This is a genomic window from Streptomyces telluris (genome assembly GCF_024519335.1).
In the GTDB taxonomy this organism is placed as follows: Bacteria; Actinomycetota; Actinomycetes; order Streptomycetales; family Streptomycetaceae; genus Streptomyces; species Streptomyces telluris.
Window position 1 is genome coordinate 1 of record NZ_JANIID010000028.1, and the last position, 24,044, is coordinate 24,044.

Below are 24,044 nucleotides of genomic sequence, written 5' to 3' on the forward strand. Positions count from 1 at the left end.
TTCGGAGGTGAAACGGTCACCTGTCAGCTGCATGCCGTCCCCGGAGTCACCCGCGAAACGGATGATCACCCTGTCCAGCCGGCGCACCTCCTTGGAGGAGGCGGCCCCTTCGGCGGGGTCGCGCTGCGCGGTGAGGGGCGGCGGCGCCTGTCCCGCGCTCGGCGGGGCGGCTGCCCCGCCCGGCTGCTCGGCTGGTTCGGCCTGTTCGGCCGGGCTGCTGACCTGGCTGGTCACTGCTTCGGACCTCCCTCTGGCGGCGGCGCGCACATGGTGGTGCCCGACCGGCTTTCCCACGGCCATCGTACGTGGGTAAGGGCTGCCTACCTGGGATGGATCACAAGAAGAAGCGGGGCATACAGCTTCCGCTTGTCCGGGTACGGGGTGGTTTGGTCGCCCCTTGAGCGCCGTCCGCCCCGTGCCCGCTCCGCGTCCGCCTTCTAGGTCTTTGGTGCTAGGTCCTCGCGCCGCCGCCCCCTCTCACCAGGGCGGCTTCCCGCGCTGACGGGGTGTCAGATGATCAGGAGCGGAGGTAGGTCAGCACGGCCAGCACGCGCCGGTGATCCCCATCACTAGGGGAAAGCCCAAGCTTCAGAAAGATGTTGCTGACGTGCTTCTCGACGGCTCCGTCGCTCACCACCAACTGCTTGGCGACGGCCGAATTCGTACGCCCCTCCGCCATCAGGCCGAGGACCTCGCGCTCGCGCGGAGTGAGCCCCGCGAGCACGTCCTGCTTCCGGCTGCGGCCCAGCAGCTGGGCGACGACCTCGGGGTCCAGCGCGGTGCCGCCGCGCGCCACCCGCACCACCGCGTCGACGAACTCGCGGACCTCGGCCACCCGGTCCTTGAGCAGGTAGCCCACGCCCGTGCTGCTGCCCGCCAGCAGCTCCGTCGCGTACTGCTCCTCGACGTACTGCGACAGGACCAGCACGCCCAGGCCCGGGTGCTCCTTGCGCAGCTGCACCGCGGCGCGCACGCCTTCGTCCGTATGGGTGGGCGGCATCCGTACGTCCGCCACGACCACGTCCGGCAGGGCGCCCTCGTCCGCGAGCTCCCTGATGGCCTTGATCAGCGCCTCGCCGTCGCCGACGCCCGCGACGACGTCGTGGCCCCGGTCGGTCAGCAGCCGGGTCAGGCCCTCCCGGAGGAGCACCGAATCCTCGGCGATGACGACTCGCACCCTGTCCTCCACGACCTGTGGTCCCCCCGCGCCGGCAGCATCTGACGCGCTAAGCATGTCACGCAGGGAGCAGGCCCCGCCGCTGCACGACGGGGCCGTCGGGGGCCGAACGAGAGCCGAACGGGGGCGGACGGGGGCGGACGGCGGGCGGGACGGGGATCGGACGGCGATCGGGCGGCGGGGCCGGCCGCCGGGGGCCAGGGGGCCGGGGGCCGGCGGTTCAGCCGCGCCAGGGCAGCTCCGCGGTGACCGTCGTCGGCCCGCCCTCCGGCGAGTCGACCACCAGCAGGCCGTCCACCGAGCCCAGCCGCTCCGCGAGCCCGGCCAGTCCGCTGCCCCCGGTCGTGGACGCCCCGCCGCGGCCGTCGTCCCACACCTGGAGCATCAGGCGGTCCGCCGAGTGCCACACGTCCACGCGGGCGCTGCGCGCGCCGCTGTGCTTGCTGACGTTCTGCAGGAGCTCGGAGACCGTGAAGTACGCGATGCCCTCGATGGCCGCCGCGGGCCGCGCCGGCAGGTCCACCTCGGCCTGCACCGGCACCGTGCAGCGGGCCGCCAGCGCGGACAGGGCCGGGCCGAGGCCCCGGTCGGTGAGGATCGCCGGGTGGATGCCGCGGGCCAGGTCGCGCAGCTCCTGCAGGGCGAGCTTGACCTCGCCGTGCGCCTCGTCGACCATCCGGGCGGCCGCCTCCGGGTCCTCCTCCAGCTTCTCCTTGGCCAGGCCCAGGTCCATGGCGAGGGCGACGAGACGGGCCTGGGCGCCGTCGTGCAGGTCGCGCTCGATGCGGCGCAGGTCGGCTGCGGCGGTGTCGACGACCACGCCGCGGTCCTCCTCCAGCTCCCACATCCGCTCCGCGAGCCGCGACGGGCCGAGCAGGCCGCTCACCAGCAGCCGGTCGACGGAGGCGAGGCCGCGGATCACCCAGGGGGTGGCCAGGACCACGAGCAGGCCAGCGACGCAGGTCACGCCGATCTCGAAGGGGTTGTCGACGAAGAGGCCCGCGTCGTGCTCGGAGTCGCCGCCGAACTGCATGCCGGGCTGGCCCCACCACTCCGGGTACATCCACCAGTACGCCGGATAGAGGAACAGCGCCCAGCCGACCGACCACATCACGACCGACACGGTGAACGCCCCGATGGCCCACGGCAGGTGCAGCACCGCGTAGAGCACGTGCCGCCAGGACACGCCGCTCTTGAGGAGCGCACCGACCCAGGACATGAGGCCGGTGCGGCCGTTCCGCGGCCGCACCGGCTCGGGCTCGCTGATCTCCAGCTTCAGCAGGACCCGGGCGCGGGCCCGCTCGACGGCGCCCAGCGCCCGTACGCCGACGAGCGCGGCGGCCAGCACCGGCACGCCCACGAAGGTGATCAGCAGGGCGATGCCCGCCGTCGTCATCGTCACCGCGAACGAGAAGGTGAGGACCGCCATCGGCAGGCTGAGCAGGAGGTAGAGGAACTCGCGCCACGTGCGGCCCTCCAGGGGCGCGCGCAGTACGGCGGGCACCCGGTGGTGGGCCCGGCGGGCCTCCGCCCGGCCGTAGTCCCCGTAGTCCATGGCCATGTCGTCGTCCGATCTCCTGGGTCGCGGTGATTGCTCCGTACCTCAAGGCTCGCGGAGGACGGGGCTCCGGACCATGGAGCGAGTAGGTGTTCCGGGGGTGGGGATGTCCCTACCCCCGGACCTGGGGGAAGGGGGCGCCGGGCCGTGGGGAGGACGGCGTCGGGCCGTGGGGAGGACGGCGTCGGCCCATGGGGAAGGACGGCGCCGGCCCGGAGGGACGCGCGCTCAGCCCGCCGTGCGCTCGCGCCACGGCAGCTCCGCCGTGACGACGGTCGGCCCGCCCTCCGGCGAGTCCACCTCGAACAGGCCGTCGACCGACCCCAGCCGCTCCGCGAGCCCGGCCAGCCCGCTGCCCGAGTCCGTCGAGGCGCCGCCGCGGCCGTCGTCGCGCACCTGGATCAGCAGCCGCCGGCCCTTGCGCCACAGCTCGACCTCGGCCGTCCGCGCCCGGCTGTGCTTGCTGACGTTCTGCAGGAGCTCGGAGACCGTGAAGTACGCGATGCCCTCGATGGCCGGTGCGGGCCGCTCGGTCAGGTCGACGGAGACGGACACCGGCACGGTGCAGCGCGCCGCCACCGACGACAGGGCCGCGTCGAGGCCGCGGTCCGTGAGGACGGCCGGGTGGATGCCGCGGGCCAGGTCGCGCAGCTCCTGCAGGGCGAGCTTGACCTCGCCGTGCGCCTCGTCGACCATCCGCGCCGCCGCCTCCGGGTCCTCCAGCACCTTCTCCTTGGCCAGGCCCAGCCCCATGGCGAGGGCGACGAGACGGGCCTGGGCGCCGTCGTGCAGGTCGCGCTCGATGCGGCGCAGGTCGGCGGCCGCGGTGTCCACGACCACGCCGCGGTCCTGCTCCAGCTCGGCGATCCGCCGCTCCAGCTCGCTGGAGGGGCTGAGCAGGCCGCGCACCATGGCGCGGTCCAGGTTCGTCATGCCGCGCACGGCGTAACCGAGGACCGGCCAGCCGACGAAAAGCAGGCACAGCGTCGCGACGAAGGTGAGGATGCCCCAGGGCAGCCGGATGAAGCCGTAGAGGGTGGTGCGCCAGGCGACCGGGTCCTTCAGCGTCGTCCACAGCCAGGGGAAGAAGCCCCGGCCCCGCTGCTGCCGGGAGAGCCGGCTCGGCTCCTCGATCCGCACCCCCAGCAGCTTCCGCGCCCGTCCGCGCTCCAGCCCGCCGAGCGCCCGCGCGCCCATCAGGCCCACCGCGAGCAGGGGCAGGCCGATCACCGTGAGGGACGTCAGGACGCCCGCGTAGAGCCACAGGGACACGTAGACGAAGCCGGTGAGCGCCTCCGGCAGGTTGAGCAGCAGGTGCGCGACCTCCTTCCACGTCCGGGCGTCGAAGGCGAAGCGGGCGGGGGGAAGCCGGTCACCGCAGCCGTCCTCGTCCTTGGAAGTGATGCTTCCGGTGATATGTGATGTTTGCGAGGTGCGCGATGTGTGCGATGTGTGCGAAGTATGCGATGCGCCCGACAGGCTGTTCGGCGTACTGTTCGAGGTGCTGTCCGACGGGCTTCTCGCGGCACTGCTGGCGGTCATAAGCCCAAGCCTGCACGGCCTACGGCGGCCTCCGCCATGGGGGCCGTGGGTGGGGAAGGGTGGGGATAACCCCACCAGGGCCTAGACTCCCGTGCGTACAGAACGTCGAACACGCAGGACAGGGAGCGAGGGGCGGACGTGCCGGAGGCGACCGTGCGCAGTACTGCCGATGCCCATGCCGCTGTCCCCCTGGCCGCGGACTACTTCCAGAGCTATTCCGTCGTGGGGCTGCTCGCGGTCGTCGGGGTGCTCTTCGTCGCCGTGGCCTTCGGGGCCGGGCGGCTGCTGCGGCCCGTCGTGCCGACGCCCGAGAAGCTGCTGACGTACGAGTGCGGCGTCGACCCCGTCGGCGAGGGCTGGGCCCACACCCAGATCCGCTACTACGTCTACGCCTTCCTGTACGTGATCTTCGCGGTGGACTCGATCTTCCTGTTCCCCTGGGCGACGGTGTTCGCCGCGCCGGGCTTCGGCGGAGCCACGCTCGTGGAGATGTTCATCTTCCTCGGCTTCCTCGCCGTGGGCTTGTTGTACGCATGGAAGAAGGGCGTCCTGGAGTGGACGTGACACCGGTGGACCTTCCCGAGCCCCGTCGGCTCGGCCCGCTGGCCAGGCTGGCCCCGGAGCCGATGAAGGTCGTCCTGAACTGGGGACGCCGCTACAGCCTGTGGGTCTTCAACTTCGGGCTCGCCTGCTGCGCGATCGAGTTCATCGCCGCGTCCATGGCGCGGCACGACTTCATCCGGCTCGGCGTGATCCCCTTCGCGCCCGGCCCGCGCCAGGCCGACCTGATGATCGTCTCCGGCACGGTGACGGACAAGATGGCGCCCGCCGTCAAGCGGCTCTACGAGCAGATGCCCGAGCCCAAGTACGTGATCTCCTTCGGCGCCTGCTCGAACTGCGGCGGCCCCTACTGGGACTCGTACTCGGTCACCAAGGGCGTCGACCAGATCATCCCCGTCGACGTCTACGTGCCCGGCTGCCCGCCGCGGCCCGAAGCGCTGCTGCAGGGGATCCTGAAGCTGCAGGAGAAGATCGCGCGGGAGTCGCTCGGCGAGCGGTACGGCTCCGCCGGGGGTGCGGGGGCGTCCGCCGCCGCGCTGCGCAGCGGGCTGGTGACGCCGCCGCCGGCGCCGGCGGCCACGCCGGAGGAGACGGACCGATGACCGAGCCGACGCCCGAGCCCGTGCCGGAGGCCGCACCCGCGCCTGCTTCCGAGCCCGTGCCCGACACCGCTGTCGGCTGGCTGCCGGCCGGCGTGATCTCCCTCTTCGGCGAGGGCGCGACGGCCGAGGAGACCTACGAGCTGCTCACGGTCGACGTCCCGGCCGAGCGGTGGATCACCGCCCTCGAAACGGCCCGGGACCGGCTGGGCTGCACCTTCTTCGACTGGCTGAGCGCCGTGGACGAGCCCGGTACGGGCTTCCGCGTCTGCGCGCACCTGGCCGCGCTGCCGGGTGCCCTGCCGGGCGGGGGCGGCGGCGTGCGCCGCCTGCTCCTGCGCACCACCGTGCCGCACGAGGCGCCCGCGCTGGCCACGGCCGTCGGCGTCTACGCGGGCGCGGCGTGGCACGAGCGCGAAACCCACGAGATGTTCGGCATCGACTTCCCGGGCCACCCGCACCTCGCCCCGCTCCTCCTCCCGGAGGCCTTCGAGGGCCACCCCCTGCGCAAGGACTTCGTCCTGGCCGCGCGCGTGGTCAAGGCCTGGCCCGGCGCCAAGGAGCCGGGGGAGGGGGCGGAAGGCGGCCCCAAGCGGCGCCAGATGCTCCCCCCGGGCGTCCCCGACCCCAACGAGTGGGGCCCCCTCAAGGGCCAGCTCCCCCCGGCCCCCGCCCGCCCGGCCCGCACCCCCCGCGCCGCGGGCGACCGCCCGGTCCGCCGCACCCGCACCACGGCGGAGGGCTCGGCGACCCAGCCGGAGACCACGGCCGCGGCCACCCCGCGGCGCGCCCGCACCGCGGCGGAGGGCTCGGCGAGCCAGGCGGAGACCGCGCCGGCACCGCGCCGTACCCGCAGCGCCGCCGACGGCTCGGCGAGCCAGCCGGAGGCCCCGGCCGCGCCCCGCCGCGCCCGCACCGCGGCGGACGGCTCCGCAAGCCAGCAGGGCGCAGAGCCCGCCCCGCGTCGTACCCGCAGCGCGGCGGACGGCTCGGCGAGCCAGACGGAGCCTGCAGCCCCGCGGCGCGCGCGCAGCGCATCCGACGGCTCGGCGAGCCAGCAGGAAGCCGGCCGCCCCGCCGAGCCGGCGGAGAAGCCACGCCCCCGCTCCTCCGACGCCCCCTGGCACCACGCCCGCCCGGCCTTCGACGAACCCCAGAAGCCCGAGCCCGCCGAGCCCCCGGCAGCAACCGAATCCCCCGAGGCCGAGCTCGGCACTCCCTCCCGCCGCGACGGCGCCCAGCCCGAGCGACGGGACCCGGCGGTGCCGAGCTCACCTGCCGACGAGGCGACCCCCGGCGCAGCCGAGGAGCCCCCGGGCACCCCTGAACGCGAGGCCGAGCCCGGCACCCCCTCCCGCCGCGACGGCGCCCAGCCGAAGCACCGGGACCCGGCGGTGCCGAGCAGCCCCGCGGGCGAGGAAGCCCCCGGCGCAGCCGGAGAGGCCCCGGGCGCTCCCGAACCCGGCGGCGAGCCGCGCACCCCCTCCCGCCGCGACGGCGCCCAGCCGAAGCACCGGGACCCGGCGGTGCCGAGCAGCCCCGCGGGTGAGGAAGCCCCCGCCGGCGAGGAAGCCCCCGGCGCAGCCGGGACCGCCGAGCCCCCCGAGCCCGGCGCAGCCGGAAGCGCCGGAGGCGGCCGAGACGGCGAGCCCGAGAACGACACGAACCCCGCCGGAGGCGACCCCGCATGAGCGACACCCTCGACGTCGTCCTGCGCCTCCTCGCCGTTTTCGTCGCCTTCCTCGTGCTGCCCCTGGTCGTCGGCCAGACCGAGCACAAGGTGATGGCGCACATGCAGGGCCGCCTCGGCCCGATGTACGCCGGTGGTTTCCACGGCTGGGCCCAGCTCGTCGCGGACGGCGTGAAGTTCGCGCAGAAGGAGGACATCGTCCCCGCGGGCGCGGACCGGCGGATCTTCCAGCTGGCGCCGGCCGTCGCCCTCCTGCCGTACCTCCTGGTGCTGCTGGCGATCCCGGTCGGACCGGGCAACGCCGTGGGCCAGTCGGTGGACGCGGGCATCTTCTTCGTCCTGGCCGTGATGGGCGTCGGCGTCCTCGGTTCGCTGATGGCGGGCTGGGCGTCCGCGAACAAGTTCTCGCTGCTGGGCGGCCTGCGCACCGCGGGCCAGCTGATGGCGTACGAGCTGCCGATGCTGCTGACCGCGGCGAGCGTCGCCATGGCGGCGGGCACGGTCTCGCTGTCCGGGATCGTGGACGCCTTCCAGTGGTGGTGGGTGCCGTGGCAGATCGTCGGCGCGGTGGTCTTCTTCGTGGCGGGCCTGGCCGAGCTGCAGCGTCCGCCGTTCGACATGCCGGTGGCCGACTCCGAGATCATCTTCGGCGCGTACACCGAGTACACGGGCCTGCGCTTCGCACTGTTCCTGCTGTCGGAGTACGCGGGCATCGTCGTCCTGTGCGGCCTGACCACGGTCCTGTTCCTCGGCGGCTGGCACGGCCCCTTCGGCGCCGACGGCATGGGCTGGGTCTGGACGCTGCTCAAGACGGCCGTCCTGGCCTTCGTCGTGATCTGGCTGCGGGTGACCTATCCGCGCCTGCGCGAGGACCAGCTGCAGAAGCTGGCCTGGACCGTCCTCATCCCCCTCGCCCTGGCGCAGATCGCGCTGACGGGCGTCGTCAAGGTGGTGACCCAGTAGTGGGCCTTCCCGGTTCCGGCCTCGCCAAGGGCCTGGCCGTCACGCTCCGCACGATGACGCGCCGCGCGCACACCGCGCAGTACCCGGACGTGCAGCCCGAGCTCCCGCCGCGCACCCGCGGCGTGATCGGGCTGTTCGAGGAGAACTGCACGGTCTGCATGCTGTGCGCCCGGGAGTGCCCGGACTGGTGCATCTACATCGACTCCCACAAGGAGACGGTGCCGCCGGCCGCCCCGGGCGGCCGCGAGCGCAGCCGCAACGTCCTCGACCGCTTCGCGATCGACTTCTCGCTGTGCATGTACTGCGGCATCTGCATCGAGGTGTGTCCTTTCGACGCGCTGTTCTGGTCGCCGGAGTTCGAGTACGCCGAGACCGACATCCAGGACCTCGTCCACGAGCGCGACAAGCTCCGCGAGTGGATGTGGACCGTGCCGGAGCCGCCCGCGCTGGACCCGGCGGCCGAGGAGCCGAAGGAGATCGCGGCGGCCCGCAAGACGGCGGAGAAGCTGGCCGCGCAGGCGGAGCAGGAACGGCAGGACCAGGAGAAGCGGGCGCAGGAGAACCAGGCGCAGGAGCAGCAGGAGAAGGAGGGAGACGCATGACCGGGACCGGCGCGATGACACTCGCCGCGGCTACGGGCGCGCACGGCTTCCTCTCCCCGACCGGCGTCGAGATCGTCTTCCTCCTCGTCGGCCTCGTCACCCTCGGCGCGGCCGTCGTCACCGTCACCACCAAGCAGCTCGTGCACGCCGCGCTGTGGCTGGTCGTCGCCCTCGGCGGGCTGGCCGTGGAGTACCTGCTGCTGACGGCGGAGTTCATCGCCTGGGTACAGGTCCTGATCTACGTCGGCTCGGTGGTCGTCCTCCTCCTGTTCGGCCTGATGCTCACCAAGGCGCCGATCGGCCGCTCCCCGGACGCGGACTCCGGCAACCGCTGGGTGGCCCTCGGGGTCGCCGTGGCCGCGGCCGCCGCCCTCGTCTGGGTGGTCGCCGACGCCTTCCGCACGACCTGGATCGGCCTGGACGGCGACGCCCCCCAGGGCACGACGAAGGTCTCGGGCGAGATCCTCTTCCGGCACTGGGTGCTGCCCTTCGAGGCCCTGTCCGTCCTGCTGCTGGCCGCGCTCGTCGGCGCGGTGGTCCTCTCCCGCAGGAAGACCCGGGAAGACCGGTCCGGCCGGGAAGGGGCGCAGCGCTGATGCACCTCGTCTACCCGGCCGTCCTGGCCGCCCTCCTCTTCTGCACCGGCCTGTACGGCGTCCTCGCCCGGCGCAACGCGATCCTCGTCCTGATGTCCGTCGAGCTGATGCTCAACGCCGTCAACCTCAACCTCGTCGCGTTCGACGTGTGGCTGCGCGACGAGCTGCACGCCGGCCAGGCGCTGACCCTCTTCACCATCGCCATCGCCGCCGCGGAGATCGGCATCGGCCTGGCGATCGTGCTGCAGGTCCACCGCAACCGCGGCACCTCCGACGTCGACCGGCTGCGCGACCTGCGCGACGACGCCCCCGACACCGGACCCGACACCGATCGCGCAGACCGCGAGGAGAAGGCCGAGGCCGCCGCGTGAGCACCACGACCACCGCCGTTCTCGTCCCCCTGCTGCCCTTCCTCGGCGCCCTCGCGGGCCTGCTGACGGGCCGCCGCGCGCCCGGCTTCGTCCGCCCCCTGGCCGTCCTGCCGACCGCGGCCGCCGCGGTCCTGGCCGTCGTCGTCGCCTGGCGGCAGGGCGGTGGTGAGGCGCTCGACGCCGCCACCCGCCTCACCCCGACCGGCTCCGTGCCGATCGACCTCGCCCTGCACCTCGACGGCTTCGCCGTCCTCGTCGCGGTCCTGGTCGGCATCGTCGCCACCTGCGTCCAGGCCTACTCGACGGCCTACCTGCGCGACGACCCCCGCTACCCCTCCTACGCCGCCCTCGTCTCCCTGTTCACCGCGGCCATGCTGCTCGTCGTCTACTCCGGCGACCTCATGGTGCTGCTGGTCGGCTGGGAGATCATGGGCATCTGCTCGTACTTCCTGGTCGGGCACTACTGGGAGACCGAGGCCGCCCGCACGGCCTCCCTCAAGGCGTTCCTGGTCACCAAGCTCGGCGACGTCCCCTTCCTGATCGGCATCCTCGCGCTGGCCGCCGACGCCGGGACGTTCCGGATCAACGGCATCCTCACCGCCGTCGCCTCCGGGGGCATCGACCACCCCACGCTGATCGCGCTGCTGCTCCTCGCCGGCGTCGCGGGCAAGTCCGCGCAGTTCCCGCTGCACACGTGGCTGCCCGACGCGATGGCCGGCCCCACGCCGGTCTCCGCGCTGATCCACGCCGCGACGATGGTCGCGGCCGGCGTCTACTTCGTCGCCCGCCTCCTCCCGCTCTTCACGGCCTCCGCGGCCGCGCTCGTCGTGCTCGCCGTGATGGCCGCCGTCACGATGGTCGGCTCGGCGCTCGCCGCCCTCGCCCAGGACGACATCAAGCGCGTCCTCGCCTACTCGACCGTGGGCCAGCTCGGCTACATGACCGGGGCCCTCGCCGTCGGCAACCGGAGCGCGGCCGTCTTCCACCTGATCTCGCACGGCGCGTTCAAGGCGCTCCTGTTCCTCGGCGTCGGCGTGATCATCCACGCCGCCGGCACGAACTCGCTGGCCGCCATGGCCCGCATGGGCGGTCTCGCCAAACGCATCCCCGACGCGTACTGGACGATGACCGTCGCCCTCCTCGCGCTCGCCGCGATCCCCCCGTTCAGCGGCTTCTTCTCCAAGGAGGCCGTCCTCGGCGCCGCCGAGCACGCCGCCGAAGGCGACGCCACGGGCATCCCGGGCGCGGCCGGCTGGCTCGTCCTCACCGCCGGGCTCCTCACGGCGCTCCTCACCGCCGCCTACGCGTGCCGGCTGTGGCTGATGGCCTTCCGCGGCAAGGGCGCCGAGGCCCCGGACCACGGCAGGCAACCCGCCGCCATGAACACCGTCCTGTGGATCCTGTTCCTCCCCACCCTCGGGCTCGGCCTCGCCGCCGGGAAGCTCCCCGACTGGTTCGACGGCGGATCGCTCACCCCGACGCTCACCACCTCCGTCCTGTCCACCGGCTGCGCCCTCGCCGGCGGGATCGTGATGTACGCGGCCTGGCGCCGCACCGTCGTCCTCGCCGCCCGCACCCCCCTCGGCGCCGTCGCCGCCGACCCGGACGCGGCCCCCTACGTCTCCGAGGAGGAGACCATCGCCACCCACGAGGCCGCCTACGGCGACATCGCGGCGGCACCCGACCCGGCCGACCCCGGCCGGGCCCTCCTCGGCCCCCTGCACCGCCACGCCGCATCCGGCTTCCACCTGGACGCCGTGTACTCGGCGCTGTTCGTCCGGCCCACGCGCGCGGCCGCCCGCCTCGCCCAGTTCCTCGACCGCGAGGTCGTCGACGCCTACGTCCGCGGAGCGGGCACGGCACCCCGCCTGCTCGGCGAGGCCGTCCGCCGCGCCCAGACCGGCAACGTGCAGACCTACCTCAGCGCCCTGCTCGCCGGCTCCGTCGTCCTGGCCGTCGCCGCCGTGCTCGTAGCCACCGGAGCCTGACCATGACTGCAATTTCTCAGACTGGCACCGTCATGCAGTACCTCCTCGCTGCGATCGTCGTCCTCCCCCTCGTCGGCGCCGCCGCCTCCCTGCTGCCGGCCCCGCCCGGCCTCAAGGGCAGGAGCCCCGAGCAGGCCGTGCTCCGCCACGGCGTCACCGTCACCGGCGCCGTCCTCGCGCTGACCGTCGCCCTCGCCGCCGGCTTCGACCACGACAGCCCGGCCCGCATGCAGGCGACCACCGACATCAGCTGGATCCCGGCCCTGAACATCCGGATCCACCTGGGCGTGGACGGCGTCTCGCTCCCCCTCCTCGTCCTGACGGCGCTGCTGACCTTCCTCTGCGCGCTGTACAGCTACTTCAAAATGCCCGCGGGCCCGTCTCCCAGGGCATTCGTCGCGCTGCTCCTCGTCCTCGAGTCCGGCACCCTCGCGACCTTCGCCGTCCTCGACCTGATGCTGTTCTTCCTGGCCTTCGAGATGGTGCTCATCCCGATGTACTTCCTCATCGCCCGCTGGGGCGGCGAGGGCAGGGAGCGCGCCGCCTGGCGCTTCATCCTCTACACGCTGCTCGGCTCCGTCGTGATGCTGCTCGGCCTCCTCCTGGTCGGGATCAAGGGCGGCACGTTCGACATGGTGGCACTCGCCACTGACAACGGGTCCTCGCTCGGCCACACCACGCAGCTCATCGCCGTCCTGGCCATCGGCACCGGGCTCGCGGTCAAGGCCCCCATGTGGCCCCTGCACAGCTGGCTGCCCGACGCCCACACCGCCGCACCGACCGTCGGCTCGGTCCTGCTCGCGGGCGTGCTGCTGAAGATGGGCACGTACGGCTTCGTCCGCATCGTCCTGCCGATCGCCCCCGACGGCGCGCACACCTTCGCGCCGTACCTCGCCGCCTTCGCGGCCGTCGGCATCATCTACGGCTCGCTGGTCTGCCTGGCGCTGGCCCGCTCGGGCGCGAAGGGCGACCTCAAGCGCCTCGTCGCGTACTCCTCCGTCGGCCACATGGGCTTCGTCCTGCTCGGCATCGCCACGCTCACCCCCACGGGCGTGAACGGCGCCCTGTTCGCCAACATCGCCCACGGCCTCATCACCGGCCTCCTCTTCTTCCTGGTCGGCGCGGTCAAGGACCGCTACGGCACCAGCGACCTCGACGCCCTCTCCGGCCGCACCGGCGCCGCCCTCTACGGCAAGGCACCCCGTCTCGGCGGGCTCCTCGCCTTCGCCGCGATCGCCTCCCTCGGCCTGCCCGGCCTCGCCGGCTTCTGGGGCGAGATGCTCGCGATGTTCGGCGCCTTCCGCCCGGCGGAGGGGCTCAGCCGCCCGGCGTTCCTGACGTTCATGGCCCTGGCCGGCTTCGGCACGCTCCTGACGGCCGCCTACATGCTCGTCGTCGTCCGCCGCGTGTGCATGGGCGGCGACGGCGGCAGCACCCGGCCGCAGACCGCCGGCACCGCGGAGGACGCACCCGCCGACGTTCGGTCCTACGAGTTCGCCGCCTGGACCCCCCTCGTCGCCCTCACCGTCCTCGCCGGACTCTGGCCCGCGGCCCTCCTCGGCCTCACCGACCCGGCCGTTCAGCAGCTCCTCCGAGGAGGCAACTGATGGGCTCCCTGATCCAGTCCGTCGACTGGCTCGCCATCGCACCGCCCACCGTCGCCGCCGTGGTGGCGCTGGCCGTCCTGGTCGCCGACCTCTTCCTCCCCAAGGCCCGCAAGCCGCTCCTCGGCTGGTTCTCCGTCGCCGGACTGCTGCTCGCGGGCGTCTCCCTGCTGCCGCTCCTCGACGGCGACCGCTCCACCTTCTGCCTGACCGGCACCTCCGCCGGCCGTAACGCCTGCAGCTACACCGCCGACGACTTCACGCTCGTCATCCAGCTCCTGGTGCTCGGCGGCGCCCTCCTGACGGCCCTGCTGTCCATGAGCGCCGTCCGCGACGAGGAACTCCCCGAAGGGGAGTTCTGGTTCCTGCTGCTGTCCTCCGCCGCGGGCGCCGCCCTGCTGCCCGCCTCCCGGGACCTCGCGACCCTCGTCGTGGCCCTCGAAGTGGCATCCCTGCCGGCCTTCGCCCTCGTCGGCCTGCGCCGCGGCGACCGCCGCTCCTCCGAGGCGGCCCTGAAGTTCTTCCTCTCCTCGGTCACCGCGACCGCCGTCACCCTCCTGGGCGTCAGCTTCGTCTACGCGGCCACCGGCACCCTGCACCTCACCGAGATCGCCGCGAAGCTCGGCCACGTCGACCCGCGCCTCGACACCCTCGCGCAGACCGGCGTCGCCCTCACCCTCGTCGGCTTCGCCTTCAAGACCGCGGCCGCCCCCTTCCACTTCTGGGTGCCCGACACCTACGTGGGCGCGCCGCTGCCCGTCGCCGCCTACCTGTCGGTCATCGGCAAGGCCGTCGGCTTCACCGGCCTGATCCTCGTCGCCGTCGTCGCCTTCCCCGCGTACTCCGGCGTCTGGGGCCCGGCCCTCGCCGTGCTCGCCGCCGTCACCATGACCGCCGGCAACGTCGCCGCGCTGCGCCAGCGCCCGGAGCGCGCCCACAGCGCCGTCCGCCTCCTGGCCTGGTCCTCCGTGGGCCAGGCGGGCTACCTGCTCGTGCCCATCGCCGCCGCCGGCTACGCCGACGACCCCGCGCACGCCATCGGCTCCACCGTCGCGTACGCCCTGATGTACGCCGCCGTGAACCTCGGCGCCTTCGCCGTCGCCGCCCTGGTGGCCCGTACGAGCCCGCGGAACCGGATCACCGACTACCGGGGCCTCTACGCCCGCCGCCCGCTCGCGGCGCTCGCCCTGGGCTTCTTCCTGCTCTGCCTGGCGGGCCTGCCGCCGGGCGTCATCGGCCTCTTCGCCAAGGTCACGGTCTTCACCGCGGCCGTCGACGCGGGCCTGGGCTGGCTGGCGGTCGTCATGGCCCTCAACGTCGTGATCGCCCTGTACTACTACCTGCAGTGGACGGCGGTGCTCTTCCGGCCGGCGGAGGCCGCGGAGGGAGCCGCGGAGGCGGCGCCCGTACGGATCCCGCTGCCCCTGGGGGCGGCCATCGCCCTCACCGCCGTGGCCGGCATCGCCCTGTCGGGCGCCCCGCAGCTCGTCCTGCGCTTCGCCTCGGGGGCGCTCCTGTAGGACCGCGGGGCGCCGGTGTCACCCGTACGGACCGGCGCCGCCCACGTGCACAAGGGAACCAGCGGCCTTCGCCTGGCGTTGACCGGTCAGGAAGGTTCCACTGGAGATTCCACCGCGAGTGGAAGCACGACAGCGCGAAGGGTTCCCCTGCCGCACCACTTGGAGGGCGTACCGTGCACCGCCGGCACAACGGGCTCAGGACCGCAGTCCTTCTCGGGGGGCTGTCCGCACTCATCATCGTCATCGGCAGCCTCTTCGGGCGTACGGGCCTGATCGTCGCCGTCCTGGTGGCGCTCGGCACCAACGCCTACGCCTACTGGAACAGCGACAAGCTGGCCCTGCGGGCCATGCGCGCCCGCCCGGTCAGCGAATTCGAGGCGCCGCAGCTCTACCGCATGGTCCGCGAGCTCTCCACGGCCGCGCGCCAGCCCATGCCCCGGCTGTACATCTCGCCGACCGAGGCCCCCAACGCCTTCGCGACCGGCCGCAACCCCCGCAACGCGGCCGTCTGCTGCACGGACGGCATCCTCCGCCTGCTCGACGAGCGCGAGCTGCGCGGCGTCATCGGCCACGAGCTCAGCCACGTCTACAACCGCGACATCCTCATCTCCTCGGTCGCGGGCGCGCTCGCCTCGGTGGTGATGTTCCTGGTGAACTTCGCCTGGCTGATCCCCTTCGGCAGATCGGACGACGACGAGGGCCCCGGCATCGTCGGCATGATCATGATCATGCTGCTGGGCCCGGTCGCGGCGTCCCTCATCCAGCTCGCCGTCAGCCGCTCCCGCGAGTACGAGGCCGACGCCTCCGGCGCCCGCCTCACCGGCGACCCCCTCGCCCTGGCCTCCGCCCTCCGCAAGCTCGAAGCGGGCACGCAGCGGCTGCCCCTGCCGCCCGAGCCCCGCATCGAGACGGCCAGCCACATGATGATCGCGAACCCGTTCCGCGCGGGCGGCGGCATGACCAAGCTGTTCTCCACCCACCCGCCGATGGGGGAGCGCATCGCCCGCCTGGAACAGATGGCGGGCCGCTGACGGCCCGGCCCGGCCTGCGGCAGCCGACCCCTCCGCCTCCCGAGGGGGAGCGCTCAACGGTCGCTTTGCGTAAGCGAGTTAGGCCTGCCTTGATTTAGCCGGAGACCTCCCGGCGGCCGGAAAGCCGACGCTCTCCACGTCCACGGACAGGTGCTGACCGATCGGCTCGGCGGCCGGCGCCGGTCACCACCGTCACCTTGGGTCGCCGATCCACCGGGCGTGGCAACCGTCGGTAGCCGCCGCGGCGTCCCATTCGCTGGAGAGCAGTGCGAGTGGGAGGCTGTGTTTCATGAAGTTCATCCTGAACATCATCTGGTTGGTGCTCTGCGGTTTCTGGATGGCGATCGGCTACGTCGTCGCGGGTCTCATCTGCTGCGTCCTGATCGTCACGATCCCCTTCGGCATCGCGTCCTTCCGCATCGCCAACTACGCTCTGTGGCCGTTCGGCCGGACGACCGTGGAGCGGCGGGACGCCGGTGCGGGGTCGCTGCTGGGCAACGTCATCTGGATCGTCTTCGCCGGATGGTGGCTGGCGCTCGGCCACATCGTCACGGGCATCGCCCTGTGCATCACCATCATCGGGATCCCGCTGGGCATCGCGAACTTCAAGCTGATCCCGGTCTCGCTGATGCCCCTGGGCCGCGAGATCGTCCCGACGGACCAGGCGTTCGCCGGCCGCTGGTAAGCAGCAGCAGCCGGCCGCCGCCGCGGGCCGGGGGCCGCCTCACAGCGACCGCAGGGTCTCCTCGGCCTTCGGGGTCAGGACGAGGGGGCCCTGTCCGTTCACCCACACCGCGCGGATGTCCAGGTGCCGGAAGCGCCACCCCTCGGGGGTGCGCACGGCCTCGCCGGTGAAGGTGCCGCCCACGGTGAAGTGGTCCCCGGGGCCGGTGCCGCGGGCCTCGTGGGTGGAGGCCAAGTGCACATGCGTCATCAGGGCGTTCCAGCGCACCGTGGCGCGGTCGCCGTCGAGGCCGATCATGTAGTTGGCGCCCATGTGCTGCGTGCGCTCGAACTTCGCCAGGGTGGCCTGCTCGGACTCGGCCAGCCCGTCGATGCCCTCGTGCACCCCGACGGGCGAGACGATGCGCACGTCCGGGGTGAACAGGCTCCGGGCCCAGGCGTCGTCGAACCGCCCGCCGTCGGCGGGCACGGTGTCGAGGCCGAGCAGGTAGCGGTCGATGAGCCCGGTGATGTCGGCGCGGTCGGCGAGGACGCCGACGCGGGCCTGAAGGGCGGCGAATTCCCGGGCGCCGACCGTTTCCGGGGCGCCGGCGGTCTCCCGCGTACCCCGCGTGCCCTGCGTGTCCTGCGTGCTGACGGTCATGGCGCTGCGCTCCGTAGGTCGGTGACGGACCCGCTCCCCGGTGGAGCGACCCTGCACCGAAAACCTAGAAGCTCGACATAACTTGAGGTCAAGGCCGGGAACGCCGAAGGCGCGCCGGAGGGGAATCCCTCCGGCGCGCCTTCGGATGCGGCTGCCGCCGACTACCGCCGGATCACCGGTAGTTGACGAACTGGATCGCGAAGTCCAGGTCCTTGCCCTTGAGGAGGGCCTGGACGGCCTGGAGGTCGTCACGGCTCTTGGAGCTGACGCGCAGCTCGTCGCCCTGGACCTGCGCCTTGACGCCCTTCGGGCCCTCGTCGCGAATGATCTTGGCGACCTTCTTCGCGTTCTCCTGCGAGATCCCCTCCTCGATCGAGGCGAAGATCTTGTACTCCTTGCCGGAGGCCTGCGGCTCGCCCGCGTCGAGCGACTTCAGCGAGATCCCGCGCTTGACCAGCTTGGTCTCGAAGATGTCGAGGACGGCCTTGACCCGCTCCTCGGCATTGGCGCGCATCTCGATCTTGTCGCCGGACCATGCGATCGAGGCGCCGACGCCCTTGAAGTCGTAACGCTGGGAGATCTCCTTGGCGGCCTGGTTGAGGGCGTTGTCGACCTCCTGCCGCTCGACCTTCGAGACGATGTCGAAACTGGAGTCGGCCATATTGAGTTGGCTCCTCGTACGTAGATTCATCGGGGGGTGCGGCTCGGTGCTCCGCCGGCCCGGGGGCCGGTGGAGGAGCGCCCCGTCAGCCTAGCCACCCCGGGCCCGTTCGCACGGGCGATGAACCGAGTGGCGGACCACCCCAGGTCATCGGGTATGGTTTACGTCGTTGCCCCGGAGCGAATCGAAAGAGCGCCCGAGGTGACAGCCCATGGCGGTGTGCCCGAGTGGCCAATGGGAGCGGACTGTAAATCCGTCGGCTTAGCCTACCCAGGTTCGAATCCTGGCGCCGCCACGGAACGGGGCCCCTGACCTGAAAAGGTCAGGGGCTTCTTTCGTTTCCGGGCCGGTTTCCGGCGGCCCGCCCCGGCCTTCAGCGGCCCGCCCCGGCCTCCAGCGGTCCGCCCGGCCCCGCCGTCAGCCGCCCGCCGCCGCCTTCACCGCATCCGCCACCGGCGTGTCGCCGCCGATCAGCTCCAGCGTCCGCCCCGCCGTGCCCGGCTCGTCCAGCAGCGCGGCGAGGACCGCCGCGACGTCGTCCCGGGTCACCTCGGCCCGGCCCGTGGACTCCCCGAGCGTCACCAGCCCCGTGCCGGCGTCGTTCGTGAGCCGTCCGGGCCGCAGGATCGTCCAGTCCAGGGCGGCTCTGGCCCGTACGTCCGCGTCCGCCGCGCCCTTGGCGCGCAGGTACGCGGCGAAGACCGGATCGGTGCCCTCCGGGGGCTCGCGGTCGGCGCCCATGGAGGAGACCACGAGGAGGCGGCGGACACCCGCCGCCTCGGCCGCGTCCGCGAAGAGGGCGGCTGCCCCGCGGTCCACGGAGTCCTTGCGTTCGATGCCGCTGCCCGGCCCCGCGCCCGCCGCGAAGACGGCGGCGTCGGCGGACTCCAGGTGCCGCACCAGGTCTCCCACGGAGGCCGACTCCAGGTCGCACACGACCGGTTCGGCACCGGCCGCCAGGAGGGCGCCGGCCTGCTCGGGCCTGCGGATGATGCCCGCGATCTCGTCCCCGCGCGCGTGGAGCAGCCTTTCCAGCCGCAGCGCGATCTGACCATGTCCACCAGCGATGACAATGCGCATGATCCGACCGTACGCCGATCACCGGAATCCGACAGAGGGCCTCGCCGGACCCGCCCGGGCCCCCGGGTCAGGACGGCTCCCCGCCGCCGCGAGAGGACTGCCGGGGCAGCTCCAGGGCCGCGGCGGCCGACCCGTCGCAGTACTCCCGCACCGCGCTCGTACGGGCCACCACGCGGCCCTTGTGCACCACGAGGCGGCTGTACGCCATCGAGAGCACGCCCTCGACGCGCTCGCCGCGCACGGCCAGCAGCTCGGCCGGGAAGCCCGCCTCCACCCGCACCCGCGGCAGCCCCATGGCCGCCCGCGCCCACCCGCTGACCGCCTCGTACGCCTCCTCGGGCCGTAGCTCGCCGTGCGAGGCCAGCAGGAACGCGGCCTCCAGGGGATCGCCGCGCCCGACCGGATTGGCCGCGTCGCGCAGGGCGCCGCTGCCGGCCGCGACCCGCACGCCCGCCGCCCGCAGGAGCCGCACCGGGGCGCAGCGCGAGACGCGGGCGCCGCGCTGCTCCAGCGTCCCGCAGTCGCCCTGCGGCAGGCAGACGACGGTGACCCCGGCGGCGGCGAGCTGCCCGGCCGCCCGGACGGCCAGGTCGCGGGGGAGCCGGGCGAGGCCGCCGCAGGGGCCGAGGGTGACGCCGGGGCGCAGGCCGCCGGCCATGGCGGCCAGCCGGGCGAGCCGGGCCGGGTCGGAGCCGTCGGTGTGCAGGTCGACCGGGCAGCCGTACTCGGCGGCGAGGTCGAGGGCGGTCTCGGCGAAGCCGGTGGGGTCGGGGTCGAGGTCGGGGCAGCCGCCCACGGCGGCGCCCATCTTCACGGCGTCCCGCAGCAGGGCCAGCCCGTCGGCCCCCGCGGCCCCGGTCAGCAGCCGGGGCACGGCGACGGCGGTGAGGTCGGTCAGCCCGCGCAGGGCCCGCCGCGCCTGCAGGACGGCCTCCAGCGAGCGCAGCCCCTGCACGTCGCCGATCCGCACGTGGCAGCGCAGGGCGGTCGCCCCGTGCCCCAGCTGGAGCAGCGCGGCCTCGGTGGCGCGGCGCTGGACGTCCTCGGCGGCGTACGAGACGGGGCCGTCGGCCTCGGCGGTGAGGGCGGTGGCGCCGTGCCCGTGCGGCTCGGCGGGCGCGGGCAGCAGCAGGTAGCCGCCGAGGTCCACGCGCGGGCCGGGCGCCAGGCTGCCGGCGGTGCCCACCGCCTCGATGTGCCCGCCGCTCAGCCGCACGTCCACGGTGCGGCCGTCGGCGAGCCGGGCGCCGCAGAGGACGAGGGCCCCGTCGCCGGGCACGACGGCGGGAGGGGTGGCATCGCCGCCGGGGTTCGCCGGGGGCTGCGGCTGGCTGTCGGGCATCGCGCTCCTCCGGGGGCCGGGGCGTGCATGATCACGCAGCACGTCCGAGCGTAGGGCGCGTCAGGAACGGCTTCGAGCAAGCGACGAATAGTCGTACTGGTGTGGTGCGGGAAGGCTTCCGTGGCGCCGTCGCGGGCCCCGGCCGGATACGGATTTCACCTTCGGCGGCCAACCGTGTAATGTCTTCCTCGCTCGCCCCAATAGCTCAGTCGGCAGAGCGTCTCCATGGTAAGGAGAAGGTCAACGGTTCGATTCCGTTTTGGGGCTCTGGTGTGAGAGGTTCCCCGCCTTCGGGCGGGGATCCCTCCCACATCAAAGCGGTGTAGCTCAGTCGGTAGAGCAAGCGGCTCATAATCGCTGTGTCACCGGTTCAAGTCCGGTCACCGCTACACGTAGTAGCCGATTGTGGGGTCGGTCCTCCGGTCGGCTACTCTTGTCTGCGTTAATCCGTCCATTCCGTCAAGGAGCACTCACGTGGCTGCCACCGACGTCCGCCCGAAGATCACGCTGGCCTGCGTGGAGTGCAAGGAGCGGAACTACATCACCAAGAAGAACCGGCGTAACGACCCGGACCGTCTTGAGATGAAGAAGCACTGCCCCCGTTGCAACTCGCACACCGCGCACCGCGAGACGCGATAACAACAGGCTCGTTCATGAGGCCGTCCCCATTCCTTGGGGGCGGCCTCGTGGCGTATCCGCCACCGTAACCACCCAGGAGGTGCCGAGCCCATGGCGCTCGACCAGTCCTTCGTAGGGCGGACCTATCCGGCCACCGAACCGTACGAGGTCGGCCGGGAGAAGATCCGCGAATTCGCCGAGGCCATCGGCGACGCCAATCCGGTGTACACCGACCCCGAGGCCGCCAAGGCGCTGGGGCACCCGGATGTGATCGCCCCGCCGACCTTCGTCTTCTCCATCACGTACCGGGCCGCCGGCGCGGTCGTGAACGACCCGCAGCTGGGCCTGGACTACTCGCGCGTCGTGCACGGCGACCAGAAGTTCGCCTACGCCCGCCCCGTGCGGGCCGGTGACCGCCTCTCGGTCGTCTCCACGATCGAGTCGATCAAGTCCCTGGCGGGCAACGACGTCCTGTCGGTCCGCGGCGACGTCACGGACGAGCACGGCGAGCACGTCGTGACCGCGCACACGACGCTGGTGGCCCGCGCGGCCGAGGAGGCGTGATGGCTGCCCTTATCTCCTACGACGAGGTCGAGATCGGCACCGAGCTGCCGGCCCGCTCCTTCCCGGTGACGCGCGCGGACCTGGTCCGCTACGCGGGCGCCTCGGGCGACTTCAACCCGATCCACTGGAACGAGAGGTTCGCCAAGGAGGTGGGCCTGCCGGACGTGATCGCGCACGGCATGTTCACCATGGCCGAGGCGGGCCGCGTCGTCACCGACTGGGCGGGCGACCCGGGCGCCGTCGCTGAGTACGGCGTGCGCTTCACCCGCCCGGTCGTCGTGCCGAACGACGACAAGGGCGCGGTGATCGAGGTCACGGCCAAGGTCGCGGCCAAGGACGACGAGCACCGGACGGTCCGGGTGGACCTGGTGGTCATGAGCGAGGGCAAGAAGGTCCTGGGGATGTCGCGAGCGGTCGTACGCCTCGCCTGACGCCGGGGGCGCCGCGCACGAGCGGCGCCCTCCCCTTTTGACATGCAAAGTAAGTGACCACTAACTTACGGCCCATGGTCAGGATGAGCGCGGAGGAGCGCCGCGAGAGTGTGATCCGCGCCGCAATCACGGAGTTCGCGCGCGCCGGTTACAAGGGCACGTCCACGGAGGCGATCGCGCGCCGCGTGGGCGTCTCGCAGCCGTACCTCTTCCGGCTCTTCCCGACCAAGGAGGCGATCTTCCTGGCGGCGGCCCACCGGTGCCTGGAGGAGACCGGGGAGGTCTTCCGGAAGGCGGTCGAGGGCGCGCCGCCCCGCGGGGTGCCGCAGGCCATGGCCGCCGCCTACGACCACCTCATCGCCGAGGACCCCGAGAAGCTGCAGATGCAGATGCAGATCTACGTCGCGGTGGCCTCGGCCGAGGCGGCGGGGGACCACGAGTTCGGGAGCGCGATCCGGGCGGCGTGGCTGGAGCTGTGGGACGGGGCGCACCTGGCGCTCGGCGGGGACCCGAAGGAGACGACGCGGTTCCTGGCCAAGGGGATGCTGATCAACACGCTGGTGTCCCTGGGATTCCCGCCGGACCACCGGGTGTGGAGCGGTTTCTAGGAAACGCGGGAGACCGCCGCCTCCGCACGTCCACCAAAGTTAGTGACTGATTACTAAGCAGCACGGGGGAGAGCATGCAACCCAAAGCGATCTGGGCCTTGATCATCACCGGGGCGGCCGGCTTCATGGCGGCCCTGGACAACCTGGTCGTCACCACGGCCCTCCCGTCGATCCGCAAGGACCTCGGCGGGGCGATGGAAGACCTCGAATGGACCGTCAACGCCTACACGCTGACCTTCGCGGTCCTGCTGATGTCCGGCGCGGCCCTGGGCGACCGCTTCGGCCGCCGCAAGCTCTTCGTCACCGGCCTGGTGATCTTCACGGCCGCCTCCGCCGCGGCGGCCCTCGCGCCCGGCATCGAGGCCCTGATCGCCGCCCGGGCCGTCCAGGGCGTGGGCGCCGCCATCACCATGCCGCTGACGCTCACCCTCCTCACCGCGGCCGTCCCCGCCGACCGCCGGGGCCTGGCGTACGGCATCAAGGGGGCGGTGGACGGCCTGGCCGTCGTCGGCGGCCCGCTCATCGGCGGCACGCTCACCGAGCACGTCTCCTGGCAGTGGATCTTCTGGCTCAACGTCCCGCTGGGCCTGGCCCTCATCCCGCTGGCCCGCCTCCGCCTGGACGAGTCGCGCGCCGAGAACGCCCGCCTGGACCTCCCCGGCACGCTCCTCGTCAGCGGCGGCCTCTTCGGCGTCGTCTACGGCCTGATCAACGCCCACGCGCACGGCTGGACGAGCCCCGGGGTCCTGACCGCGCTCATCGCGGGCGGCACCCTCCTCGCGGCCTTCGTCCGCCACGGCTTCCGCGCCGAGCGGCCCATGCTCCCCATGCGCCTCTTCAAGAACCGCGCCTTCGCGGGCGTGAACGCCGCGAGCGTCTTCATGTTCCTGGGCATGTTCGGCTCCATCTTCCTGCTCAGCCAGTTCCTCCAGAACGCGCTCGGCTACTCGCCCACCGAGGCCGGGCTGCGCATGCTCCCCTGGACCGGCATGCCCATGATCGCGGCGCCGCTCTCCGGCCACCTCGCCGACCGCATCGGCAGCCGCCCCGTCGTCGTCACCGCCCTCGCCCTCCAGGCCCTCGGCCTCGCCCACTTCGCCCTGGTCATGAGCCCGGACGTCTCCTACGCGGCCCAGCTCCCCGGACTGATCGTCAGCGGCATCGGCATGGGCCTGTTCTTCGCCCCCGCCGCGAAGCTCGTCATGTCCAGCGTCCGGCCGGCGGAGCAGGGGATGGCCTCCGGGGCGAACAACGCTCTGCGGGAGGTGGGCGGGGCGCTGGGCGTCGCCGTCCTCGCCTCGCTCTTCTCCGCCCAGGGCGGTTACGGGTCGCCCCGGCGCTTCCTGGACGGCCTGATCCCCGCGCTCTGGGCCGGCGCGGCGGCGGTGGCGCTCGGGGCGCTGGCGGCGGCCCTGATCCCCGCGCACCGCGGCACGCCGCACCGGTCCGGGGCCCCTGCCCACCGCCCCGGCCGGCGCGCCCTGACGCACGCCCCCGCCGCTGCGCGGGCACTCCCACCCACCCACCCGTTAGGAAATTGCAGGGTGCTGCACCGGGAAGAGGGGAGGACGGCGGCCACCGCCTGCCGGGGGGCAGGGAAGAGCGCGGCCG

Annotated in this window: 23 protein-coding genes, 3 tRNA genes and 2 pseudogenes; 20 read left to right on the top strand and 8 right to left on the bottom strand. The window is 73.0% G+C overall.

From position 1 onward, the window contains the following. The 4 genes and pseudogenes from NQU55_RS25940 to NQU55_RS25955 form a co-directional block, all read right to left on the bottom strand. Nucleotides 1-234 (bottom strand): annotated as a pseudogene (locus NQU55_RS25940) (2-oxoacid:acceptor oxidoreductase subunit alpha); the annotation flags it as partial. 283 nt (nt 235-517) lie between these two features. After that, nucleotides 518-1,177: a response regulator transcription factor gene (locus tag NQU55_RS25945; RefSeq protein WP_079110894.1), complete on the bottom strand. Its 660-nt coding sequence runs from the start codon at nt 1,175-1,177 to the stop codon at nt 518-520. A gap of 220 nt (nt 1,178-1,397) precedes the next feature. After that, nucleotides 1,398-2,738, bottom strand: a complete 1,341-nt coding sequence (locus NQU55_RS25950) for a sensor histidine kinase (protein ID WP_256791268.1) — start codon at nt 2,736-2,738, stop codon at nt 1,398-1,400. 225 nt (nt 2,739-2,963) lie between these two features. After that, nucleotides 2,964-4,277: a sensor histidine kinase gene (locus NQU55_RS25955; RefSeq protein WP_372504808.1), complete on the bottom strand. Its 1,314-nt coding sequence runs from the start codon at nt 4,275-4,277 to the stop codon at nt 2,964-2,966. 138 nt (nt 4,278-4,415) lie between these two features. On the opposite strand from NQU55_RS25955, the gene NQU55_RS25960 reads away from it, so the two are divergent. The 12 genes from NQU55_RS25960 (at nt 4,416) to NQU55_RS26015 (ending at nt 16,487) form a co-directional block, all read left to right on the top strand. Continuing rightward, on the top strand, nt 4,416-4,841 hold the full coding sequence (locus tag NQU55_RS25960; protein ID WP_058046858.1) for an NADH-quinone oxidoreductase subunit A: 426 nt from the start codon (nt 4,416-4,418) through the stop codon (nt 4,839-4,841). Beyond that, nucleotides 4,832-5,440 carry an NADH-quinone oxidoreductase subunit B gene (locus tag NQU55_RS25965; RefSeq protein ID WP_446459051.1) on the top strand — a complete coding sequence of 203 codons (609 nt, stop codon included), beginning with the start codon at nt 4,832-4,834 and terminating at the stop codon, nt 5,438-5,440. The genes NQU55_RS25960 and NQU55_RS25965 overlap by 10 nt, the downstream gene beginning before the upstream one ends. Beyond that, on the top strand, nt 5,437-7,128 hold the full coding sequence (locus NQU55_RS25970; protein ID WP_256791270.1) for an NADH-quinone oxidoreductase subunit C: 1,692 nt from the start codon (nt 5,437-5,439) through the stop codon (nt 7,126-7,128). Before NQU55_RS25965 ends, NQU55_RS25970 begins: the two co-directional genes overlap by 4 nt. Next, nucleotides 7,125-8,090 carry a complex I subunit 1/NuoH family protein gene (locus NQU55_RS25975; protein WP_168094349.1) on the top strand — a complete coding sequence of 322 codons (966 nt, stop codon included), beginning with the start codon at nt 7,125-7,127 and terminating at the stop codon, nt 8,088-8,090. The genes NQU55_RS25970 and NQU55_RS25975 overlap by 4 nt, the downstream gene beginning before the upstream one ends. 53 nt (nt 8,091-8,143) lie before the next feature. After that, nucleotides 8,144-8,692, top strand: a complete 549-nt coding sequence (locus NQU55_RS25980) for a NuoI/complex I 23 kDa subunit family protein (RefSeq protein ID WP_168094358.1) — start codon at nt 8,144-8,146, stop codon at nt 8,690-8,692. Further along, the gene (locus NQU55_RS25985) at nt 8,689-9,288 is read left to right on the top strand and encodes an NADH-quinone oxidoreductase subunit J family protein (protein ID WP_372504809.1); all 600 of its coding nucleotides are present in this window, start codon (nt 8,689-8,691) and stop codon (nt 9,286-9,288) included. Before NQU55_RS25980 ends, NQU55_RS25985 begins: the two co-directional genes overlap by 4 nt. Then, nucleotides 9,288-9,659, top strand: a complete 372-nt coding sequence (gene nuoK, locus NQU55_RS25990; RefSeq protein WP_168094350.1) for an NADH-quinone oxidoreductase subunit NuoK — start codon at nt 9,288-9,290, stop codon at nt 9,657-9,659. The genes NQU55_RS25985 and nuoK overlap by 1 nt, the downstream gene beginning before the upstream one ends. Continuing rightward, a complete protein-coding gene (locus NQU55_RS25995; RefSeq protein ID WP_168094351.1) occupies nt 9,656-11,647 on the top strand; it encodes an NADH-quinone oxidoreductase subunit 5 family protein in 1,992 nt (663 codons plus the stop codon). Before nuoK ends, NQU55_RS25995 begins: the two co-directional genes overlap by 4 nt. 32 nt (nt 11,648-11,679) lie before the next feature. Then, nucleotides 11,680-13,254 carry a complex I subunit 4 family protein gene (locus NQU55_RS26000; RefSeq protein WP_206329662.1) on the top strand — a complete coding sequence of 525 codons (1,575 nt, stop codon included), beginning with the start codon at nt 11,680-11,682 and terminating at the stop codon, nt 13,252-13,254. After that, nucleotides 13,254-14,771 carry an NADH-quinone oxidoreductase subunit N gene (locus NQU55_RS26005; protein ID WP_168094353.1) on the top strand — a complete coding sequence of 506 codons (1,518 nt, stop codon included), beginning with the start codon at nt 13,254-13,256 and terminating at the stop codon, nt 14,769-14,771. Before NQU55_RS26000 ends, NQU55_RS26005 begins: the two co-directional genes overlap by 1 nt. A gap of 173 nt (nt 14,772-14,944) precedes the next feature. After that, complete coding sequence (htpX, locus tag NQU55_RS26010) at nt 14,945-15,802, top strand: zinc metalloprotease HtpX (protein WP_168094354.1); 858 nt, start codon at nt 14,945-14,947, stop codon at nt 15,800-15,802. A 289-nt stretch (nt 15,803-16,091) separates the two neighbouring features. After that, nucleotides 16,092-16,487, top strand: a complete 396-nt coding sequence (locus NQU55_RS26015) for a YccF domain-containing protein (RefSeq protein WP_168094355.1) — start codon at nt 16,092-16,094, stop codon at nt 16,485-16,487. Nucleotides 16,488-16,526: 39 nt separating this feature from the next. On the opposite strand, the gene NQU55_RS26020 is transcribed toward NQU55_RS26015, so the two are convergent. Both NQU55_RS26020 and NQU55_RS26025 read right to left on the bottom strand, forming a co-directional pair. Beyond that, a complete protein-coding gene (locus NQU55_RS26020; protein ID WP_168094356.1) occupies nt 16,527-17,129 on the bottom strand; it encodes a nuclear transport factor 2 family protein in 603 nt (200 codons plus the stop codon). Between the two features lie 172 nt (nt 17,130-17,301). Beyond that, nucleotides 17,302-17,790, bottom strand: coding sequence for a YajQ family cyclic di-GMP-binding protein (locus NQU55_RS26025; protein WP_058046849.1), 489 nt, complete (start codon nt 17,788-17,790; stop codon nt 17,302-17,304). Nucleotides 17,791-18,003: 213 nt separating this feature from the next. On the opposite strand from NQU55_RS26025, the gene NQU55_RS26030 reads away from it, so the two are divergent. Continuing rightward, a tRNA-Tyr gene (locus tag NQU55_RS26030) sits at nt 18,004-18,085 on the top strand. Between the two features lie 122 nt (nt 18,086-18,207). Here the strand turns inward: NQU55_RS26030 and NQU55_RS26035 are convergent. Then, nucleotides 18,208-18,870 carry an NAD(P)H-binding protein gene (locus NQU55_RS26035; protein WP_168096635.1) on the bottom strand — a complete coding sequence of 221 codons (663 nt, stop codon included), beginning with the start codon at nt 18,868-18,870 and terminating at the stop codon, nt 18,208-18,210. Between the two features lie 67 nt (nt 18,871-18,937). Next, on the bottom strand, nt 18,938-20,212 hold the full coding sequence (locus NQU55_RS26040; protein WP_168096634.1) for an amidohydrolase family protein: 1,275 nt from the start codon (nt 20,210-20,212) through the stop codon (nt 18,938-18,940). Nucleotides 20,213-20,406: 194 nt separating this feature from the next. Here NQU55_RS26040 and NQU55_RS26045 point away from each other — a divergent pair. The 7 genes and pseudogenes from NQU55_RS26045 to NQU55_RS26075 all read left to right on the top strand — a co-directional run. Then, nucleotides 20,407-20,479: transfer RNA gene (locus NQU55_RS26045), tRNA-Thr, on the top strand. Between the two features lie 49 nt (nt 20,480-20,528). Further along, nucleotides 20,529-20,601, top strand: a tRNA-Met gene (locus NQU55_RS26050). Nucleotides 20,602-20,686: 85 nt separating this feature from the next. Beyond that, nucleotides 20,687-20,851: a 50S ribosomal protein L33 gene (rpmG, locus tag NQU55_RS26055; protein WP_006604855.1), complete on the top strand. Its 165-nt coding sequence runs from the start codon at nt 20,687-20,689 to the stop codon at nt 20,849-20,851. Between the two features lie 90 nt (nt 20,852-20,941). After that, nucleotides 20,942-21,394, top strand: a complete 453-nt coding sequence (locus NQU55_RS26060) for a MaoC family dehydratase N-terminal domain-containing protein (RefSeq protein ID WP_168095729.1) — start codon at nt 20,942-20,944, stop codon at nt 21,392-21,394. Continuing rightward, complete coding sequence (locus NQU55_RS26065; RefSeq protein ID WP_168095728.1) at nt 21,394-21,825, top strand: MaoC family dehydratase; 432 nt, start codon at nt 21,394-21,396, stop codon at nt 21,823-21,825. Before NQU55_RS26060 ends, NQU55_RS26065 begins: the two co-directional genes overlap by 1 nt. Nucleotides 21,826-21,899: 74 nt before the next feature. After that, entirely contained in the window at nt 21,900-22,433 is a 534-nt protein-coding gene (locus tag NQU55_RS26070; RefSeq protein ID WP_168095727.1) for a TetR/AcrR family transcriptional regulator, read from the top strand. Nucleotides 22,434-22,507: 74 nt separating this feature from the next. Continuing rightward, nucleotides 22,508-23,867 (top strand): annotated as a pseudogene (locus NQU55_RS26075) (DHA2 family efflux MFS transporter permease subunit); the annotation flags it as partial. Between the last annotated feature and the right edge of the window lie 177 nt (nt 23,868-24,044).